The sequence below is a fragment of the Bordetella muralis genome (genome assembly GCF_965139205.1).
Taxonomy (GTDB): Bacteria; Pseudomonadota; Gammaproteobacteria; order Burkholderiales; family Burkholderiaceae_B; genus Bordetella_A; species Bordetella_A muralis.
In genome coordinates this window covers 20,458-37,615 of record NZ_CBCSIU010000023.1, presented here as the reverse complement: position 1 = coordinate 37,615, position 17,158 = coordinate 20,458, and the positions used below count along the sequence as shown (strand labels likewise).

Genomic DNA, 17,158 nt, shown 5'->3' with positions numbered 1-17,158 from the left:
CACGCGGCGACCGCCGCGTCCCACACCGCTGACGATCGTCGTCAGCAATCAGCCTGAATCCCATCTGGACACCGCATGAGCAATATCCCCGTTTCCGACGTACGAGACTACCTGACCGGCCTGCAAGCGCGCATCGTGCAAGCGCTCGAGCAAGCCGGCGGCGAGGATTTTCGCACCGACGCCTGGCAGCGTGCCGAGGGCGGCGGCGGCGTATCTCGCTTGATCGAAGGCGGTCAATTGCTCGAAAGAGGCGGCGTGTTGTTCAGTCATGTCGAGGGCACCCAGTTGCCCCCCTCCGCCAGCGCACATCGCCCCGAGCTGGCTGGCCGCCCGTGGCAAGCCATGGGCGTGTCGATGGTGCTGCATCCGCGCAACCCCTACGTGCCCACCGTACACATGAATGTGCGCATGTTCACGGCCGCGGCACGGCCTGGCCAAGACGAAGACGACGTATTCTGGTTCGGCGGCGGCATGGATCTGACGCCCTACTACCCGTTCGAAGACGATGCACGGCATTTCCATCAGGTCTGCCACGATGCGCTGGCGCCCCACGGCGATACGTACTATCCCCGCTACAAACGCTGGTGTGACGAGTACTTTTTCCTGAAACACCGCCAGGAAAGCCGCGGCATTGGCGGCGTGTTCTTCGACGACCTCAACGAGCCTGGTTTTGACGCCTCGTTCGCGTTGCTGCGCTCGGTTGGCGACGCGCTTTTGCCTGCCTACCTGCCCATCGTCGAACGCCGCCGTCATACCCCCTACGAACAGGCCCAACGCGATTTTCAGGCCTATCGGCGCGGACGGTATGTCGAGTTCAATCTCGTGTTTGACCGCGGCACGCTATTCGGACTCCAATCCGGTGGCCGCACCGAGTCGATTTTGCTTTCGATGCCGCCCATGGCACAGTGGCGCTATGACTGGCATCCCGAGCCCGGCACACCAGAATCCGAGCTCGCTGCCTTCCTGAAACCCCGAGACTGGGTGTAATCCCGGCGCCACCGTCCATCATGCCTGTCCATCCAGAACGCGAACCCCGTATTGGCCTGCTGGGCGGCAGTTTCGACCCCATTCACCTCGCGCACCTGGCGTTGGCTAGAGCCGCCCTGCGTGAACTGCACCTCACACAGGTGCAATTCATCCCCGCTGCCAACCCATGGCAGCGCGCGCCCCTTAACGCCGCGCCCGAGCATCGTCTGCGCATGATCGAGCTGGCGATCGAGGGCGAGCCCGGCATGGCCGTCAATCCCATCGAAATCGAACGCGGCGGCGCTACCTACACCGTCGATACCCTACGCGCCCTGCCGGCTGGCGCCCGTTACGTCTGGATCCTCGGCGCCGATCAGCTGACTAATTTCTGCACGTGGCATGAATGGCAAGAGATATCGGCCCGAGTAGACCTGGCCGTCGCCACACGCCCCGGCACGCCGTTGATTCCCCCCGACGAACTGACGCATTGGCTAGCCAGTCAGGACCGCCAAGACCGCCCAACACGCCAGCTGACCACCCTGCCCTTTACCCCCATGGCGATCTCCGCCTCTGACATCCGTGCCAGACTGGCTCGCGGCGACGCAACGGAGGGCCTTCTGCCCTCGCCGGTAGCCAGTTACATCGCCGCTCACGGCCTCTATCGCTGATTCCAATAGTCCGGCACAGCAACCAGCCTCCTTGCTGCCCTCGCCCGGCTCCACCAGTTCCCCTCGCGGGTTATATTTACATCCATGGATATTCAAAAACTACAACGCGCCGTCATTGACGCCCTCGAAGACGTCAAAGCCCAAGACATCAAAGTCTTTAACACGACGCACCTGACCAGCCTGTTCGACCGTGTCGTTATTGCCAGCGGGACGTCCAACCGGCAAACCCGCGCCCTGGCCTCCAGCGTAGCCAATTGCGGCCGTGCCCTGGACCTGACCGGCATCACCGTCGAAGGCGAAGACACCGGCGAGTGGGTCGTCGTCGACTTGGGCGACATCGTCATCCACGTCATGCAGCCGGCCATCCGGCAGTACTACAACCTCGAGGAAATCTGGGGCGACAAGCCCGTTCGTGTCAAACTGCTGCCGGGGTCAGGCGCCCCCGTACATGCCGCTGACCGCGATACCGGCGACGTCGACGAGGGCTGAAATCCTCGTTAGCCTGCTCGTTACGGCGCGCCTCGCCACAGCCTGATGCTCGTGCCCGAACCCACCGTAGCCGTAAACTGAATCTGCCGTAGCCCGAACTCACCGCTCGTCGAACGGCATCGTGTGAGTTCTCTCCAGCCAGAGGCCATCACGTGAAACTCATCGTCATTGCCGTCGGCAACCGCATGCCCGACTGGGTCGAAACCGCCTGGGACGACTACGCGAAACGCTTGCCTGCCGACTGCGCCCTCGAACTGCGGGAAATCAAACCCGAGCCGCGCACGACGGGTAAAACGCCAGCACAAATGATGGCGGCAGAAGCCCGCCGTATCGAGGCGGCCATTCCCCCTGGCGCCCTGAAACTCGCACTGGATGAGCGCGGGCGCGACCTGACCACCATGGCACTGTCGCAACGCCTTGAGCAATGGCGCGGTGACGGCCGGGACGTGGTGTTCCTGGTAGGCGGCCCGGATGGCCTGGACGCCTCGCTCAAGGCCGCCAGCGACGGGCAAATACGCCTGTCTTCGCTGACCTTGCCACACCCCATGGTACGTGTCGTACTGGCAGAACAGCTATATCGCGCCTGGGCCATCATGACCAATCACCCCTATCATCGAGCTTGAAATTGCCTGGCGCCAGATCATCCGACGCACTCATGGCCAACCCTGGCCCGACTCCCAACACCATGACCCCGCAGATCTATCTAGCCTCGGCCAGCCCGCGCCGCCGCGAACTGTTGACCCAGATCGGAGTAGCCCACACAGTATTACAAGTCCCCGCGCCTCCAGGGGAAGACGAGCCGCAGCATACCGGCGAAGCGGCAGCGGACTACGTCAAACGCACGGCACGCGAAAAAGCTGAGCGCGGACAGCAATGGATGACATCCCAATCACTACCAGCGCTGCCCATCCTGGCGGCCGATACCACTGTCATCCTGCGCGACGAGGTCTTGGGCAAACCCACCGACCGCGCCCACGCCATCGACATGCTGAGCCGCCTGTCCGGTACCACTCATCACGTTCATACCGCCGTCGTACTGTGGCACAACGGCCAACTGCACGAAGACGTATCAATCTCCGAAGTCCATATGCGGACATTGAGCGCCGACGATATCGCCCGCTACTGCGACAGCGGCGAACCCTTTGGCAAAGCGGGTGCGTACGGCATCCAGGGCCTGGCAGGCACATTCATCGCCCATCTCTCCGGCAGCTACACCGGCGTCATGGGCTTGCCCGTATTTGAAACGGCGAACCTGCTGCGCCGCGTGGGCATATTGCTGCCGTAGCCTCATCAGAGCCGTCCCAATCAAAAATGGCCAGCCTGCGCGATCCGCAGGCTGGCCATTTTTTGTTCAGATAACCGCAGCAGAATTACTTTTCCGCTTTCGCCCCGGAAATCTGCACCAGTTCCGCTGCCTCCACCATTCCCTTTTGCACCATGTCCCAATACGCATCGATCGACATAGGTTCAGCCGGCACCGAACCTAGATCTACGAACTTCTTACGCAGTTCGGGATCTTGCAGCGCTTTGGTCAAGGCTTCATTCAACTTGATCAAGACCGGACGCGGCGTCCCGGCAGGCGCCACGAGCCCATACCAGGAATCCATGTAAAACCCTTTGACGCCTGCTTCATCAAACGTCGGCACATCCGGCAACGCGGCGATCCGCGATTTCGCTGTGATCGCCAGCGGACGCACTTTGCCCGAGGCGATCGGCGCCATCGCACCCGTAGTGATGATCATATCGATACGGCCCGCCATCACATCCGTCAACGCGGGCGCAGTGCCCTTGAACGGTACATGCAAAATATCGATCCCGGTACGTGTCTTGAAACTCGCTCCCGCCAGATGCTGCGACGAGCCCACTCCGCCGGAGCCGTAGGTCAATTTCCCCGGATTCGCTTTCGCATAAGCCACATAATCCTGAACCGTTTTGAACGGGGAATCCAGCGGCACCAACATCGTCGAAGGCGAGGTATTGATCAACCCTACCGGCGCAAAATCCTTGATCGGGTCATACCCGATATTGTCGTAGAGCGCCGAATTCAGTCCATGCGAGGCGACAGTCGCCAGCATGATGGTGTAGCCATCAGGCTGAGCGCGCGCAGCAGCCACCGAGCCAATATTGCCGCCTGCCCCCCCTTTGTTGTCCACGACAATGGACTGGCCCAAATGCTTGCCCATTTCGGCCGCCACCATGCGGCCTACGCCGTCCGCCGGCCCGCCAGCCGCCCAACCGATAATCATCGTGACGGGTCTGCTCGGATAGCTGTCCACCGACTCTGCCTGAGCGGACAAAGCGGACAGACCGAGAGCAAGTGCCAATGCAACCTGTTTATAACGACGCAATAGTGTGGTCATAGTAAAAATGCCTGATCAGAAAAACCGAAATGGGAACAGAAAGGATCGCTACGATAGCGCAATCCCCCAGCGGCGTACGGTCGCCACGATGAGCTGACAATGTCAGCAGCATTGCGCCACGACATCACACTGACGCAAGCAAACCACAGACGCGTAGCGATACCAGCCGGTCTGACTACGACACCATCAAATCACGTATTACGTCGTTAAAGACGAAGCGCTAGCCCTCACGTCTCCGACGCGACCTGGCGCAACGCCTGCTCGAACGCCTCGGGCGGCTGCCCGCCAGACACCAGATACTTATCATTAATGATCACTGACGGCACAGAGGTAATCCCCAAGTCCCGCCATTTCGCCTGCTCCGCACGGACTTCATCCGTATAGCGTCCAGACGCCACGACATCGCGAGCGGCCTCTGCATCCAGCCCCGCGTCTTGTGCGGCTTGCACCAATACCTCGGTCTCGCTGGTGTCGTAGTTATCAAAGTGATAGACCTTCAGCAGTTGCCGTTTGAGCGCGACTTGCTGCTCCTGCCCCAGCGTGCCTGCCCAATACAGCAATCGGTGCGCGCCGAACGTATTGTAGGAACGGCTCTCTTCGGTCTGATGCATCGGCATCCCCACCGCCGCCGCGCGCTCTGCGATCACCTTGCGGTTCTCTTGCAAACGCGCCTGGTCAAAGCCGTACTTTTTCATCAAACGCTCGCCCGTATTCTGCCCGCCCTTGGGCATATCCGGATTCAGCTCGAACGGCTGCATATGAATGTCGAACTGCGCCTCGGAGCCAATGCGGTCGATAGCGATCAACAACCCGCCCAGCCCTACAGCGCACCATGGACAGGCGACATCGGATACGAAATCGATTTTGATTTTTTGGGACATGAATGGCTCCGGACAATGCGCTGATGGAGTAAATCTCGGCATCACATACCAAGAAACGAGCTTGACCAGTATATAAGGACTCTGCCGAGATTCCAGGCACAGTAAAAAGTTGTTAACGTTGAAGGTACGGATAATTGAGACAGAAGGCGGCAGTTTTCCCCAAAGACAACACGCCGAGGTACGCAAAAACGCCGCCCATCGATGCTCACGACCCGCCTGCGAGCGATTCACAATGCTTGTGGCTCACGTGGACGACAAAGAATATGCATATCGACTTCCTTGGCATTCAAGCGTTCTTGGCAATTGTTGAAACTGGCAGCTTTCAACTGGCCGCAACAGAACTCAGCTTGTCCCAAACAGCGGTCAGCCACCGTATGCGGAAGCTGGAAGAAACACTCGGCGTCAAGTTGATTGCCCGTACGACACGCGACGTCACGCTCACCGAAGCTGGCCGCGCGTTGCTTCCCACCGCGCGCAGTGCGGTGAAGGAGCTTGGGATGTCTTGCGACGCCATCCGCAAACACGGTCAAAATGCGCCCGATTGGCTGGCGTTTGCTTGCCTCCCTAGCCTGAGCCACGGACTGGTAAGTCCTTTACTCCTGGCAGCCAAAGACCGTTGGCCGGACGCACTCGTCAGAGTCTTCGATACCTCGGTCCGAGAGATAGTCGAGCTACTCGAGTCACGCGTCGTGTCGTTTGGAGTGTCGGTGCTGCAACAGGGCTATGGTGATTTACAGGTCGAGCCGATAGGCGACGAACATTTCGTACTCGCGTGTCCGCCGCAGCACCGGTTTGCCCAACAACCGAACGTCGATTGTTCCACCCTGGAAAACGAGCCCATGATTCGCATCAGCCTGACTTCGGGTAACAGCGCGACCATCGACAGCGCACTCGGCCGCCTGCGTGAGCGCTTGCGTTGGCGTTATGAAGCGCTCCATAACGCCATGGCCCTGGATATGGTGCGCGCCGGTCTGGGACTAGCCATCGTGCCGCGTCTCTTCGTCCCGCCCAACTCCGGCGTCGCTGTCGTGCCTATCAGGGCGCCGATCGTCAAACGGACGCTGTGTCTGCTGTCCCGCGGAAACGATACGCCGAGCACACAGGAGCAATGGCTGCGCAATCAGGCAATGGCTCTATTGAAGATGCATCTGACAACGAAAGAAGATGATTCGTATGCATGAATAGCGCACAACTATTCATTTGATCTTACTGAGGGGCATATCTAGACTTTCTCCCGAACAAATCCGCCTGTGCGGAACCGGCTGCCAGCCGCAGCCGATAACGGAGACTGCCCCATGCCCCCTCACGTCGGCGAACCGCCTGCCGCCCCTATTGCGCGCCGCGGACAAACCATCGCACAGAAAATCATCGCACGCCATGCCGGGCGCGACCACGTCGCGGTGGGCGAGTATCTCAGCTGCGTTCCAGACCATGTAGTAACGCAGGAACTTTATTGGCCCACGCATAAAGAGAACCTCGAAAAAATCGGCATCCAAAGATTTGCTCGACCCGACAAGGCCATTATCGTCATCGACCATACCTCTGCAGCCGCCGTAGGCTCTCGGCACGCCGCAACCCACAAGCTGCTCAAGGAACTCACCGAGAAATTCGGCATCGAGAATTTCTTTGGACCCAATACCGGCCTGCGCCATCTGGTGCTCGTGGAACGGGGATTTGCCAGACCCGGCTCGCTGGTGTTCTCTGACGAAGGAAATATCGCCAGCATTGGCGCTGTCGGCGCATTGAACATACCGACATCCGCCGATATTCTCGTGCCCTTGCTAAAGGATGAGAACTGGCTTCGCGTTCCGAAGACCGTTCGTATCAATCTTTCCGGTCAGCTGGCATTCGGCGTCTCTGCCCGCGATGTCGTTCAATCCATCATCCGAGATTATGGCAGCGGGGAATTCCTTCAATGCTGTGTTGAATATGGCGGTCCCGGGCTGCAGGGCCTCACGCTTGACGACCGCCAGACGATTCTGGCCTCGACCTTTCACACGATGTCGGACACCGCTATCATGGAAGTGGACGATATGGCACTCGCCTATGTCGAGGAACGCGCAAACGGCCGCCCCTACGAAACCATTTTCAGCGATCCCGATGCGCAGTACGAACGCATCATCGACATCGACCTGTCCTGCATTCAGCCATTAGTCACTGTACCGCCCGAACTCACCGGAGCTCAACCGGTGTCCGCGCTCGCCGGTACCCCTATCCATCAGGCAACCATTGGATCGTGCGCCGGCAATCGGCTGCAGGACATGCGTGACGCGGCCACCATCCTGAGCGGCCGCACGATTGCCCGAAAAATCGCCCTGTACATCTCGCCAGGTAGTCAGAACGTGTACGCACAGGCTGCCCGCGAAGGGCTGCTGGAAGTGTTTGCCACCGCTGGCGCAACCGTACTCTCCCCTGGCTGTAATACCTGCTGGGGTTATCTCGGCGTGTTGAACGAGAACGAAAACTCCATATCCACCCATCAATTCAACTACCAGGGCAGAAATGGCGCGGAAACCGCCCGCATTTTTCTGGCCTCACCTCTGACCGTAGCCGCCTCCGCGGTCTGCGGGGAAATCGTAGACCCACGCATTTTGTTGGGAGAAGCACATCCCTCGAACACACTGATGAAAGTGAGCTGATATGCAAGACACCCAACTGAAGGGACGAGTCTGGAAATTCGGCGATCAGGTCTCCGGCGACGACGGGATCATTGACTTTTCCGCTGTGCGTGATGGCTTTGGCAAGCCTTTCGATGCGCCACTACTGCGGTCCATGTGTTTTCGCAGGCTCAATCCACGGTTTCCATCGGAAGTACAAGAGGGCGACATCGTGGTGGCCGGCAAGAATTTTGCCCACCATAACCATATCGAAGTCAGTGCAGCCATCAAACTCTCCGGTATTTCAGTGGTTATCGTGGAATCCTGCGAATCCGGGTTTGTCAGACGTGCCTTATCCCAAGGCTTGCCGATATTGACCGTCCCCGGCATCACGGCTCAAGTCAGCGACGCAGACATCATCGAGGTCGATCCGGCCAGTGGCCTGATCACCCTGGCCGACGGTACGACACTGTCGGCGCAACCATTTTCTGAGCGAATGCTGGCCATCTGGCGAGCAGGCGGCCTGGTCCGAGCCCTTCAAAACGAATTTCAACAACACTGAAGGCTCTCATCTGCGATTGCATGGACCCTATCAATAATATCCATGGAGACAATATGCAAATCAAGTACTCGGCATTTTTGCCAGCCAGCGTGCGGCGTGTCGCTGCCGCACTGCTATGTGGCGCCGTGGCGGCCTCGCCATTATTGGCACGCGCAGAATACCCGGACAAGGTGATCCGTCTCGTGCACCCTTATGCAGCAGGCGGCGCGGGCGACCTGCTGACTCGCGAACTTGCTGACGGCCTGAAGACGGCTTTCAACGGCGCAGCCGTCATTACCGACAACAAACCAGGTGGCGGCACCATCGTAGGCGCCGTCGCAGTGGTCAATTCGGCGCCGGACGGCTACACCGTATTGATGATCGGTCCGGCCACACATGTGATCATGCCCCTTATCAATCCCAAGATCCCCTACAACGCCAAGAAGGATTTCGAGCTGGTGGGCATGTGGAGCGTCATCGGCAGCATGGTCTCTGTAAATGCCGAAACGCCCGTACATTCGCTGAAGGAACTGATCGACTATTCCCAGAAAAATCCTGGCAGCTTGAATTATTCGAGCGCAGGCGCGGGAACCGGCCCACACCTGGCTGGCGAGATGTTCAAGGACCTCACCGGGGCTCGCATCACCCATATTCCGTACAAGGGGGCATCGCCGGCCGTGATGGCTCTGGTCAGTAACGAGGTCCAGGTGTCGTTCGTCAACATCCCGCCGCAAGTGCCCTTCGTGAAGAACGGAAAGATCAGGCCCCTGGCGGTGTCTACGCCCCAGCGCTCCCCCTTGTTACCTGACGTTCCCACCACTGCCGAGGCCGGAATGCCCGGGTTCATTTCCGAGTCCTGGTACGGCGTGGCTGTCCCCGCCGGCACGCCTGCGGACATCCGTGCCAAGCTGCTGCAGGGCATGCAGGCTGCCGCCGCCGACCCGGCCCGTCGAGAGCGGCTGGCGGCGGCCGGCGTCGAATTGCGGGTGACCGATGCGGCAGCGCTGGCCCAGTACATCGACTCGGAAGAGCAGCGTCTCAAGCCCGTGCTCAAACGTCTCGACATCAAGATGGAGTGATCATGCAAAAGCAAATCGGCAATGGCGCCCCCGGCCGGGTACTCGTCACAGCCAAGAGCGTGGCCCAGTCCCCGAAAGCCATCGCTTTAATGCGTGAAGCGGGCCATGAAGTCATCGTCCAAAACACGCCGGCCCCAATCGATCAGGCCTGGCTGGTAGAACAGGTACGGGACATCGACGCGCTGGTGTTCGCCATGGAGCCCATGGACGCAGCCGTAATCGGAGCAGCCAACCGGCTCAAACTGATCGCCCGGCCGGGTGTCGGCTACGACAACGTGGATCTGGAGGCCGCGACCCGCAAAGGCGTGATCGTCAGCATCGCGGCCGGGACCAACGACCAGAGTGTCGCCGATTTCACCTTTTCCCTGATGCTGGAAGCTATGCGCGGCGTTTCCCGCGCGTCGACGAGCGTGCGAGCACATGGATGGGAGCGGTTCACAGGAACCGAGGCCTGGCGCAAGAAAATCTGCGTCGTGGGTCTGGGCCGCATTGGCCGAGGTGTGGTCAAACGCGCTCGCGGCTTCGACATGGAGGTGCTCGCCGTCTGTCCGCGGCTGGACCTGGAGTTCGGCCGGGAACACGGTGTACGTTTCTGCTCGCTCGATGACGCGTTGGCGCAAGCAGACATCGTGACGCTGCATCTGCCTCTCGATCACGCCACCCGACACATGATCAACGCCCGTACGCTGGCACAGATGAAACGGGGTGCTTATCTGATCAACACCTCGCGCGGCGGTTTACTGGACGAAGAAGCCGTTGTGCAAGCCATCCGCAGTGGCCACCTGGCAGGTGTAGCCGTCGATGTCCTGCAGCAACAGGGGGTAGGCAGTCCTAGTTGCCTGATCGGTGTCGAAGGCATCACCGTCACGCCCCACATGGCCACCTTTACGCACGAATCCATAGAGCGGGTGGCGATGTCCGTGGCTGAGAGCGTCATCACCGCACTAGCCGGCAGAATGCCGCGCCATGTGATCAATCCCACAGCGTGGGATCGATCCGTACTCGAGGAGTCAATGCCGTGAGGCGAGCTCATCCATCTTTTTCGGTCAAGGCAGCATAATGTCCATCCAACCCGAAACCATTCGCCGTGTCACAGCAACGCTCTACGACCGCTCGCTGCGCGGAATTCCGTCCGATACCCGTTCAGCCCTCCTCGCACTGGAAGCCACTGATCGCAGCGAAACCGCCAGGCACACGCTGCGCATCATGGTAGAAAGCGCAGACGCGGCGGCACGCGACAATCACTTCATTTGCTCGGACGCCGGTGTGCCGGTGTTCTTTGTGCGGGTCGGCACCCAGGCGCGCTTCGCGGGTGATGTCCGCCAGGCCATCACCGACGGCTTTGCGGACCTGGTAGGCAACATCCAACCTCCCCTGCTGCCCCACGTCACCCACCCGCTCACGCTAGAGCGGGGCCATGCTGGCAAGGGCATGCCGATCACTACCTTTGACCTCGTCGATGGCAGCGACTGCGTGGACATCACCTGTAGCCCCAAGGCGCTGGGTTCGGGACGGTGGGAAGCGTTGGAAATCTTCAGTTTTCCCGATCTGGCGACTATCGAGCGATACGTCATCGACACCGTCTGCAAGGCGGGTTCGCAGCCCTGCCCGCCAGTGGTCATCGGCGTAGGCGTGGGCGGCTCTTTCGACTACGCCGCCAAGATGGCAAAAGAGGCCACTTTGCGCCCCATCGGAGAGCGCCATGCCGAACCACTGGTCGCCGACATGGAACGTCGATTGGCTGCAGCCATCAACAAAACCGGTTTCGGCCCCATGGGGACGGGCGGCGACAGTACCGCCCTATCAGTCAACGTGAACTACTGTGCCGGCCATGGTTTTACCCCGGTGGCCGTGGCTTTCAACTGCTGGATCAACCGGCGCACCCGCGCGCGGATCTACAACGACAACCGAGTGGAAATCGTAGAATGAGCATACGCACGCATCGTATGAATTTCCCGCTGTCGGCCGAGGACGCACGCTCGCTTCGTGCCGGTGACCAATTGATCTTGGATGGCGAAATAGTAGTAACGGCCGGCCTGCCCACGCACCAGCGCCTGCTAAAAACGCTCGACGGGGCCGAACCGCTACCGCTGGAATTGCACGACGGCTGCCTGTTTCACATCGGCAGCTACAGCCAGGAGGCAGCCGACGGCGGTTTCCAGGTGCTCTATATCAATCCCACCACGAGCACCCGCTTCAATCCGTACATGCCTACGCTGATCCGCCAGCTGGGTTTGCATGCCGTGGGCGGCAAGGGCGGGCTGGATGCGGCGTCAGTCGAGGCGATGAAAGAAACCGGCTGCGTTTATCTTTCCTTTCTAGGAGGAGGTTGCACGCTGCTGTCTCAAGCGCTGCGCGGCGTAGTGGAAATCGGCTGGCCTGATATGCTGACCCATTACCGTGTAGTGCGCCTACGGGTCGAAGGGCTAGGGCCAGTCACCGTAGCCATAGATGCGCACGGAAATAGTTGCTATGCCGATGCACAAACGCAGGCCAGCACCTCCATGGATGCCATCCTGTCGGAGCTGGACGCCGGCCGTGCTGAATTCTGCAAGAACCACCCCTAGTCTGCATGCCCCCTTGAATCAGACCTCGCTTGCTTTATGATTGACGCGTCTGCCATCATCCGGACGCACCCATGATTCGACTAATGCGGGCCCCCGATTTAATGCTGGCTCAACACTGGGTCAATCTATTGACCCAAGCCGGCATCCCCTGCCATCTCACAAACCGCTACATGCAAGGCGGCGCCGGGGAAATCCCTGTGGATCAGTGCGGCCCAGACATCTGGCTGGAGAACGAGCACGACAAAGCAGCCGCCATGCAGATTGTCGAGGGGCCTGTAAAGAACGAACTATTCGGCGCGAGATTCAACTGGCAGTGCGACGATTGCGGAGAATGGCTGGAGCCGCAATTCACGACTTGCTGGCAATGCGGCGCGGCACGCCCGCCGGGTGACGAGTAGTTCGGATTCATCCAAGAACGGCGTGGGCGTTAAAGTCGTGCGTGCTTTAACCAAGCACATCACGCTTTACACAAATCCCCTCCACCATCCTCAACAGTGCCACCATTCCTGGATCATCCATGCCGACAGTGCGCTCGGCAAACATACGAGCGCGCCCGATCCGATTCGGCTTGCCACGGAATTCATCGAGCGCCCGCTGCACAGCATCACGGGCGAGCGGCAATAGACAGCCCTCGTCAGCCGATGTTTGCAAGGCCACATAAATCGCCTGGAGCCCGTCCAGAACTGTTTTGTCTCCCAGACTAGCGCCTCCTCTGGCAGACAGCGTCTCAATCACGGTGTTGAGCAGGTCCACGATATCTTGTCGGCTCAGGCTCGTTTTATTGCGGCTATATTTCGCCGCGGTCATAAACGCCACTGTCAAAAGCGTCCCGAAACTCGAGCCTGACGCTCTCGCGCAGGCCTGCGCCAGCTTTTTAAATGCCCCCTCCAAATCATCAGGGAGACTGCCTAGTTCCTGCTCAATTAGAACGGCACATTTCTCCAGCGTAGCCCCGAGATCGGCATCACCCAACCTGCCATCCAATTCATTCAACTCCGGCGCGGCCGCACGCATCGCGACGCACCAACCGGCCATGGACGATTTCAACTCAGGCTGAGACAACATCATCAATACACCCTCCAGAAGGGACAATCCGCCGGCGCCGTCAATAACCGCTCGAGCTCATCGTCCAGCTTCATCAGCGTCAACGACGCACCCGTCATTTCCATAGATGTTGCATATCGGCCGACCAACGGCTGCACGATATCAATCCCCTTTTGTCGCATCACGGCAGCCACACGCCGGAACAAGATATACAGTTCTTCTGCAGGAGTCGCACCCAGACTGTTGACGACGACGCCAACCTGATCCCCCTGACGAAGGTCCAACTCAGGCATCAAACGGCTGAGCATCTCATCGGCCAGCTCATCGGCAGTCTTCAGAGGTCCACGCCAGAGTCCCGGCTCTCCGTGGATCCCCATGCCGAACTCCATCTCGCCATCCTGAATCGTGAACGACGGCTTGCCCGATTCTGGCACCACGCACGGCGTAATCGCCACACCGATAGAACGGCAAGCCTCATTTGCCTTACGCGCAAGCCGGGTTACCTCCTCCAGCGACGCCCCCTCGGCAGCTTTCGCGCCAACCACCTTGTAGACCAACACCAGCCCCGCCACGCCGCGACGCTTGTCTTTCTGATCGGCTGGCGCGCTCGCCACATCATCTGTCACACGCACAGACGCCGTAGCAATCCCCTCCAGCTCAAGCATCTCTGCCGCCATATCGAAATTCATACGGTCGCCACCGTAATTGCCGTATAGCTGCAAGACCCCCGCGCCCCCATCCGCAGCACGTGCTGCCTCCATGCAATCCGCCATCCGAGGACCGGCAAAGACATTGCCCACAGCGCAACTGTCCAGCAAGCCCTCGCCGACATAACCAAGAAATACAGGCAAATGCCCTGAGCCGCCTCCGGTCACGATACCGACTTTTCCGTCAACGGCGCCTTGGCTGCGTGCGATCACTCGCCCGTCTTCACCCATCCGTTGCAATTCAGGATGCGCAGCACACAGCCCCTCCAGCATTTCGTCGACATAGTGTTGAGGATTGTTGAGAATTTTCTTCACGGGATATTCAATATGGATGTAGTGTGAACACTGGGTGGCACCAGCAATCATGAGCGCAAGATCGCAGCATCGCGCTGGATTACGGCTTGAGACAGGCCGCGGACACAGCCTGCCTCAATCACCGCCGATGTGACGCAACCTCAATCGACTTTCAGACGGCCGTCTTTTGCCGCCTGCGCCGCGACGGCATACTCCGCATTCAACACCTCGGTGAATTCCTGCGGCGTGCTGGAATAAGCCACACTGCCAAGCTCAGTTGCGCTCTTGATGGCTTGTGGATCTTTGACTGCCTGCGCGATCAGATTCGCCAATTGATCCTGCAGCGCCTTGGGCATACCGCTCGGCCCCAATATGCCCACGTACGTCGTGCCATCGACATTGCCGAATCCCAATTCGGCGATCGTCGGCACATCGGGAATAATCGGATCCCGCTCTGGGCCCAACACCGCCAACGCTTTCAGTGCACCGCTCTTTATGTGCGGCAAGCAGCTGGGCACCTGATCGAACATGGCATCGATCTGCCCGCCCAGCAGACTGATCAATGCAGGGTTCGCGCCCTTGTAGCTGAGTACCGTGAACTGCGCTTTCAATGCGCTTTCGGTCTGCAGCAACGCCAAATGATTCGGCGTTCCGGGCCCCGAGTGCGCCGCATTGACCCGCCGCGGTTCCGCGCGGGCATATTCGGCGAAATCCTTCAGGGTTTTAAAACGCTCGTCATTTCCCCGGACCAGCAACACCATTGAACTCTTGTTCACCAAGCCCAACGGGGTAAAACTGTCGCGGCTATAACTGGTCTTGACCATCTGCGGAACGGTGACAATGACCCCTGCCCCGCATAACAGCAAGGTATAACCATCCGGATCAGAGCGCGCGACCTGCGACGCTCCTATTGATCCGCCAGCGCCGCCCCTATTGTCCACCACCACAGATTGGCCAAGCACTTTTGCCAATGCAGTTGCAATCGTCCGCCCCACAATGTCAGTATTTCCACCCGGTGCAAACGGCACGACCAGCGTAACAGGCCGGCTCGGATAAGACTGCGCCCAGGCAGGCCGACCAATCGCGGCGCCCACACATAAACCCGCCCCGAGCTTGATCATGCTGCGGCGTTGAATATTCATCTGTCGTCTCCTCTCTTATTGAACGCGTATGGTTTAACGGTCAAAGCGCAGCACTGCCGCCATCGCCGCTTCGATACGTTGGCGTTGCTCGGGCGACGTCGCCGGCATCGGCGCACGTGGCAGCCCTGCTTCGCAGCCTTGGAGCGCAATCGACGTCTTGATATTCGCGGGCAAGTTGTCACCCACCAGCGCGTTCCAAAATGCCAGCATGGCGGCATGCATCTCGACAGCCTTCACGTGATCACCGGTCTTGACGGTGTTCCACAGATTGACGCATACACCAGGCAACGCAGCCGGCGTTGCAGCGATAGTGCCATGCGCACCGAGCGCGAACGACGAATAAAGCAACGCGTCCACAGCGGAATACACCTTGCACCCGTCGGGCACGCCCAGCAGCAGATCAGCCATCAGCTTCAGATCGCCCTGGCTCTGCTTGATGCCTTGAACCCCCGGCAAATCAGTCATCAACCGAATCATCTGAGCAGGATTCAGATAATTCCACGGCACCACGTTGTAGATAATGACCGGCGTATCCACGGCTTGCGTCAACGCTTTGAAATGATTGTGCGTAGCCTGCTCATCCGGCTTGAACAGATAATGCACCGGAGTCACCTGTAAGGCAGCGACCGACAGATGCTCGATGGCCTTGGCGCGATTGATGGCGTCCCGGGTGCTATTGGAAATAATCCCCGCCACGACAGGCACTTGTCCGGCCACCTCGGCAGCCGTGATTTCCATCACGCGCTTGAACTCGTCAATCGTCAGCGTGTGGCCCTCGCCGGTGCTCCCACCAGGGCAGACACCATGTACCTGCTTGTCGAGATTGAACCGAATGACCTTGCGCAATGCAGCCTCGTCAATGCTGCCATCTGCCGTAAAAGGGGTAACGAGCGGCGGAATAACGCCGGTGAGATCCAATCCCATACACACTCCGTTTGCAAAAACAATCAATAGGGGTACTATCCCTTCGCTGAGCTCGAACTATACACCAACTAACATGTTAGTTAGATGTTAGTAATAACCCGTAGATCAGGCACAATCAAATTTATATCCGGCTTGCTGTATTCGAACCATGAACACAACCTCTGTTAAACCCCGCCCGGCAAAGGCATCCAGCGGCACTGCTGCCACGCCATCGCTCAGCCAGCGCGCCCTCGCCTACCAAGGGTTTCGCCAGCAGATCATCGACGCCCGCATCCTGCCGGGCCAGTTCGTCTCTCAACGCGAACTGATGGAAATGCTGGAAATGCCGCTTGCTGCGGTCAGGGAACTCATTCCACGTCTAGAAGCGGCGGGGTTGATCAAGACCGTTCCGCAAAGAGGCCTGCAGATCGCTACGGTCGATATGAAGCTGATCCGCAATGCCTGGCAAGTCCGCACCATGATCGAGCGCGAGGCGGTGATCAATTTCTGCAGAGTCGTGAATCAGAACTCGATCAACGAGCTCATCGAAAGCCACGAGGCGATCCTCAAGCGCGCCCTTGCGTCCACACCGGACGACGCACTGGAGCGCGATGCCCAATCCGTCGACTGGGGGCTGCACGACCAGATGGTCGACGCCATCGGCAATGAAATCCTCTCGGAGATCTATCGGGTCAACAGCCTGCACGTGCGGTTGATTCGCTACGACGCCCAGTCGATGAGGCCCGTCCAAGTCGTACCCGCCATGGAAGAACATCTGGGGTTCCTGAGAGCCCTGGCTGCCGGCGATCACGAACGCGCGCTTGCGAACATGATGCAGCACATCGAGCAATCGAAACACCGTGTGCTGGAGGGCATGTTCGGACTAGAACGCGAGGCATGATAAACAGATATCGGGCTGT

General features: G+C 59.3%; 20 protein-coding genes. 14 read left to right on the top strand and 6 right to left on the bottom strand.

Annotation, left to right across the window (positions count from 1 at the left end; genetic code table 11):
• The first annotated feature begins 75 nt into the window (after positions 1-75).
• The 5 genes from hemF (at position 76) to ACNA0I_RS22880 (ending at position 3,408) form a co-directional block, all read left to right on the top strand.
• Positions 76-987, top strand: coding sequence for an oxygen-dependent coproporphyrinogen oxidase (gene hemF, locus ACNA0I_RS22900; protein ID WP_415808335.1), 912 nt, complete (start codon positions 76-78; stop codon positions 985-987).
• A gap of 20 nt (positions 988-1,007) precedes the next feature.
• Positions 1,008-1,634, top strand: a complete 627-nt coding sequence (gene nadD / locus ACNA0I_RS22895; protein WP_415808334.1) for a nicotinate (nicotinamide) nucleotide adenylyltransferase — start codon at positions 1,008-1,010, stop codon at positions 1,632-1,634.
• A gap of 84 nt (positions 1,635-1,718) precedes the next feature.
• Positions 1,719-2,123 (top strand): ribosome silencing factor, encoded by a 405-nt coding sequence (gene rsfS, locus ACNA0I_RS22890; protein ID WP_415808333.1) that lies wholly within the window; start codon positions 1,719-1,721, stop codon positions 2,121-2,123.
• A 152-nt stretch (positions 2,124-2,275) separates the two neighbouring features.
• On the top strand, positions 2,276-2,746 hold the full coding sequence (gene rlmH, locus ACNA0I_RS22885; protein WP_415808332.1) for a 23S rRNA (pseudouridine(1915)-N(3))-methyltransferase RlmH: 471 nt from the start codon (positions 2,276-2,278) through the stop codon (positions 2,744-2,746).
• Between the two features lie 32 nt (positions 2,747-2,778).
• Positions 2,779-3,408, top strand: a complete 630-nt coding sequence (locus tag ACNA0I_RS22880; RefSeq protein WP_415808331.1) for a Maf family protein — start codon at positions 2,779-2,781, stop codon at positions 3,406-3,408.
• Positions 3,409-3,493: 85 nt separating this feature from the next.
• Here ACNA0I_RS22880 and ACNA0I_RS22875 read toward each other — a convergent pair whose 3' ends face one another.
• Positions 3,494-4,483: a Bug family tripartite tricarboxylate transporter substrate binding protein gene (locus ACNA0I_RS22875; RefSeq protein WP_415808330.1), complete on the bottom strand. Its 990-nt coding sequence runs from the start codon at positions 4,481-4,483 to the stop codon at positions 3,494-3,496.
• A 227-nt stretch (positions 4,484-4,710) separates the two neighbouring features.
• Positions 4,711-5,364 carry a DsbA family oxidoreductase gene (locus ACNA0I_RS22870; RefSeq protein ID WP_415808329.1) on the bottom strand — a complete coding sequence of 218 codons (654 nt, stop codon included), beginning with the start codon at positions 5,362-5,364 and terminating at the stop codon, positions 4,711-4,713.
• A gap of 263 nt (positions 5,365-5,627) precedes the next feature.
• On the opposite strand from ACNA0I_RS22870, the gene ACNA0I_RS22865 reads away from it, so the two are divergent.
• From ACNA0I_RS22865 to ACNA0I_RS22830, 8 genes are all read left to right on the top strand, one after another.
• Positions 5,628-6,545: a LysR family transcriptional regulator gene (locus ACNA0I_RS22865; protein ID WP_415808328.1), complete on the top strand. Its 918-nt coding sequence runs from the start codon at positions 5,628-5,630 to the stop codon at positions 6,543-6,545.
• A 114-nt stretch (positions 6,546-6,659) separates the two neighbouring features.
• Positions 6,660-8,003 (top strand): 3-isopropylmalate dehydratase large subunit, encoded by a 1,344-nt coding sequence (locus tag ACNA0I_RS22860; protein ID WP_415808327.1) that lies wholly within the window; start codon positions 6,660-6,662, stop codon positions 8,001-8,003.
• Between the two features lies 1 nt (position 8,004).
• On the top strand, positions 8,005-8,523 hold the full coding sequence (locus ACNA0I_RS22855; RefSeq protein WP_415808326.1) for a 3-isopropylmalate dehydratase small subunit: 519 nt from the start codon (positions 8,005-8,007) through the stop codon (positions 8,521-8,523).
• Positions 8,524-8,576: 53 nt separating this feature from the next.
• On the top strand, positions 8,577-9,581 hold the full coding sequence (locus ACNA0I_RS22850) for a Bug family tripartite tricarboxylate transporter substrate binding protein (protein ID WP_415808325.1): 1,005 nt from the start codon (positions 8,577-8,579) through the stop codon (positions 9,579-9,581).
• Positions 9,582-9,583: 2 nt separating this feature from the next.
• Positions 9,584-10,603, top strand: a complete 1,020-nt coding sequence (locus ACNA0I_RS22845) for a phosphoglycerate dehydrogenase (protein WP_415808324.1) — start codon at positions 9,584-9,586, stop codon at positions 10,601-10,603.
• A gap of 37 nt (positions 10,604-10,640) precedes the next feature.
• A complete protein-coding gene (locus tag ACNA0I_RS22840) occupies positions 10,641-11,510 on the top strand; it encodes a fumarate hydratase (RefSeq protein WP_415808323.1) in 870 nt (289 codons plus the stop codon).
• Positions 11,507-12,148: a fumarate hydratase C-terminal domain-containing protein gene (locus ACNA0I_RS22835; RefSeq protein WP_415808322.1), complete on the top strand. Its 642-nt coding sequence runs from the start codon at positions 11,507-11,509 to the stop codon at positions 12,146-12,148. Before ACNA0I_RS22840 ends, ACNA0I_RS22835 begins: the two co-directional genes overlap by 4 nt.
• A 71-nt stretch (positions 12,149-12,219) precedes the next feature.
• Positions 12,220-12,546: a putative signal transducing protein gene (locus ACNA0I_RS22830; RefSeq protein WP_415808321.1), complete on the top strand. Its 327-nt coding sequence runs from the start codon at positions 12,220-12,222 to the stop codon at positions 12,544-12,546.
• A 46-nt stretch (positions 12,547-12,592) separates the two neighbouring features.
• Here the strand turns inward: ACNA0I_RS22830 and ACNA0I_RS22825 are convergent, their stop codons facing one another.
• From ACNA0I_RS22825 to ACNA0I_RS22810, 4 genes are all read right to left on the bottom strand, one after another.
• A complete protein-coding gene (locus tag ACNA0I_RS22825; RefSeq protein ID WP_415808320.1) occupies positions 12,593-13,216 on the bottom strand; it encodes a dihydroxyacetone kinase subunit L in 624 nt (207 codons plus the stop codon).
• On the bottom strand, positions 13,216-14,214 hold the full coding sequence (locus ACNA0I_RS22820; RefSeq protein ID WP_415808319.1) for a dihydroxyacetone kinase subunit DhaK: 999 nt from the start codon (positions 14,212-14,214) through the stop codon (positions 13,216-13,218). The genes ACNA0I_RS22825 and ACNA0I_RS22820 overlap by 1 nt, the downstream gene beginning before the upstream one ends.
• Positions 14,215-14,354: 140 nt before the next feature.
• Positions 14,355-15,335, bottom strand: coding sequence for a Bug family tripartite tricarboxylate transporter substrate binding protein (locus ACNA0I_RS22815; protein WP_415808318.1), 981 nt, complete (start codon positions 15,333-15,335; stop codon positions 14,355-14,357).
• A 33-nt stretch (positions 15,336-15,368) separates the two neighbouring features.
• Entirely contained in the window at positions 15,369-16,259 is an 891-nt protein-coding gene (locus ACNA0I_RS22810) for a dihydrodipicolinate synthase family protein (protein ID WP_415808317.1), read from the bottom strand.
• A gap of 148 nt (positions 16,260-16,407) precedes the next feature.
• Between ACNA0I_RS22810 and ACNA0I_RS22805 the strand changes: the two genes are divergently transcribed.
• Positions 16,408-17,139, top strand: coding sequence for a GntR family transcriptional regulator (locus tag ACNA0I_RS22805; RefSeq protein ID WP_415808316.1), 732 nt, complete (start codon positions 16,408-16,410; stop codon positions 17,137-17,139).
• Positions 17,140-17,158: the final 19 nt, after the last annotated feature.

Bases quoted from the DNA above. Each gene is read 5' to 3' on its own strand.
- hemF (WP_415808335.1), top strand. From the start codon at position 76: ATGAGCAATATCCCCGTTTCCGACGTACGAGACTACCTGACCGGCCTG.
- nadD (WP_415808334.1), top strand. From the start codon at position 1,008: ATGCCTGTCCATCCAGAACGCGAACCCCGTATTGGCCTGCTGGGCGGC.
- rsfS (WP_415808333.1), top strand. From the start codon at position 1,719: ATGGATATTCAAAAACTACAACGCGCCGTCATTGACGCCCTCGAAGAC.
- ACNA0I_RS22880 (WP_415808331.1), top strand. From the start codon at position 2,779: ATGGCCAACCCTGGCCCGACTCCCAACACCATGACCCCGCAGATCTAT.
- ACNA0I_RS22875 (WP_415808330.1), bottom strand. From the start codon at position 4,483: ATGACCACACTATTGCGTCGTTATAAACAGGTTGCATTGGCACTTGCT.
- ACNA0I_RS22870 (WP_415808329.1), bottom strand. From the start codon at position 5,364: ATGTCCCAAAAAATCAAAATCGATTTCGTATCCGATGTCGCCTGTCCA.
- ACNA0I_RS22865 (WP_415808328.1), top strand. From the start codon at position 5,628: ATGCATATCGACTTCCTTGGCATTCAAGCGTTCTTGGCAATTGTTGAA.
- ACNA0I_RS22860 (WP_415808327.1), top strand. From the start codon at position 6,660: ATGCCCCCTCACGTCGGCGAACCGCCTGCCGCCCCTATTGCGCGCCGC.
- ACNA0I_RS22855 (WP_415808326.1), top strand. From the start codon at position 8,005: ATGCAAGACACCCAACTGAAGGGACGAGTCTGGAAATTCGGCGATCAG.
- ACNA0I_RS22850 (WP_415808325.1), top strand. From the start codon at position 8,577: ATGCAAATCAAGTACTCGGCATTTTTGCCAGCCAGCGTGCGGCGTGTC.
- ACNA0I_RS22845 (WP_415808324.1), top strand. From the start codon at position 9,584: ATGCAAAAGCAAATCGGCAATGGCGCCCCCGGCCGGGTACTCGTCACA.
- ACNA0I_RS22840 (WP_415808323.1), top strand. From the start codon at position 10,641: ATGTCCATCCAACCCGAAACCATTCGCCGTGTCACAGCAACGCTCTAC.
- ACNA0I_RS22835 (WP_415808322.1), top strand. From the start codon at position 11,507: ATGAGCATACGCACGCATCGTATGAATTTCCCGCTGTCGGCCGAGGAC.
- ACNA0I_RS22830 (WP_415808321.1), top strand. From the start codon at position 12,220: ATGATTCGACTAATGCGGGCCCCCGATTTAATGCTGGCTCAACACTGG.
- ACNA0I_RS22825 (WP_415808320.1), bottom strand. From the start codon at position 13,216: ATGATGTTGTCTCAGCCTGAGTTGAAATCGTCCATGGCCGGTTGGTGC.
- ACNA0I_RS22815 (WP_415808318.1), bottom strand. From the start codon at position 15,335: ATGAATATTCAACGCCGCAGCATGATCAAGCTCGGGGCGGGTTTATGT.
- ACNA0I_RS22810 (WP_415808317.1), bottom strand. From the start codon at position 16,259: ATGGGATTGGATCTCACCGGCGTTATTCCGCCGCTCGTTACCCCTTTT.
- ACNA0I_RS22805 (WP_415808316.1), top strand. From the start codon at position 16,408: ATGAACACAACCTCTGTTAAACCCCGCCCGGCAAAGGCATCCAGCGGC.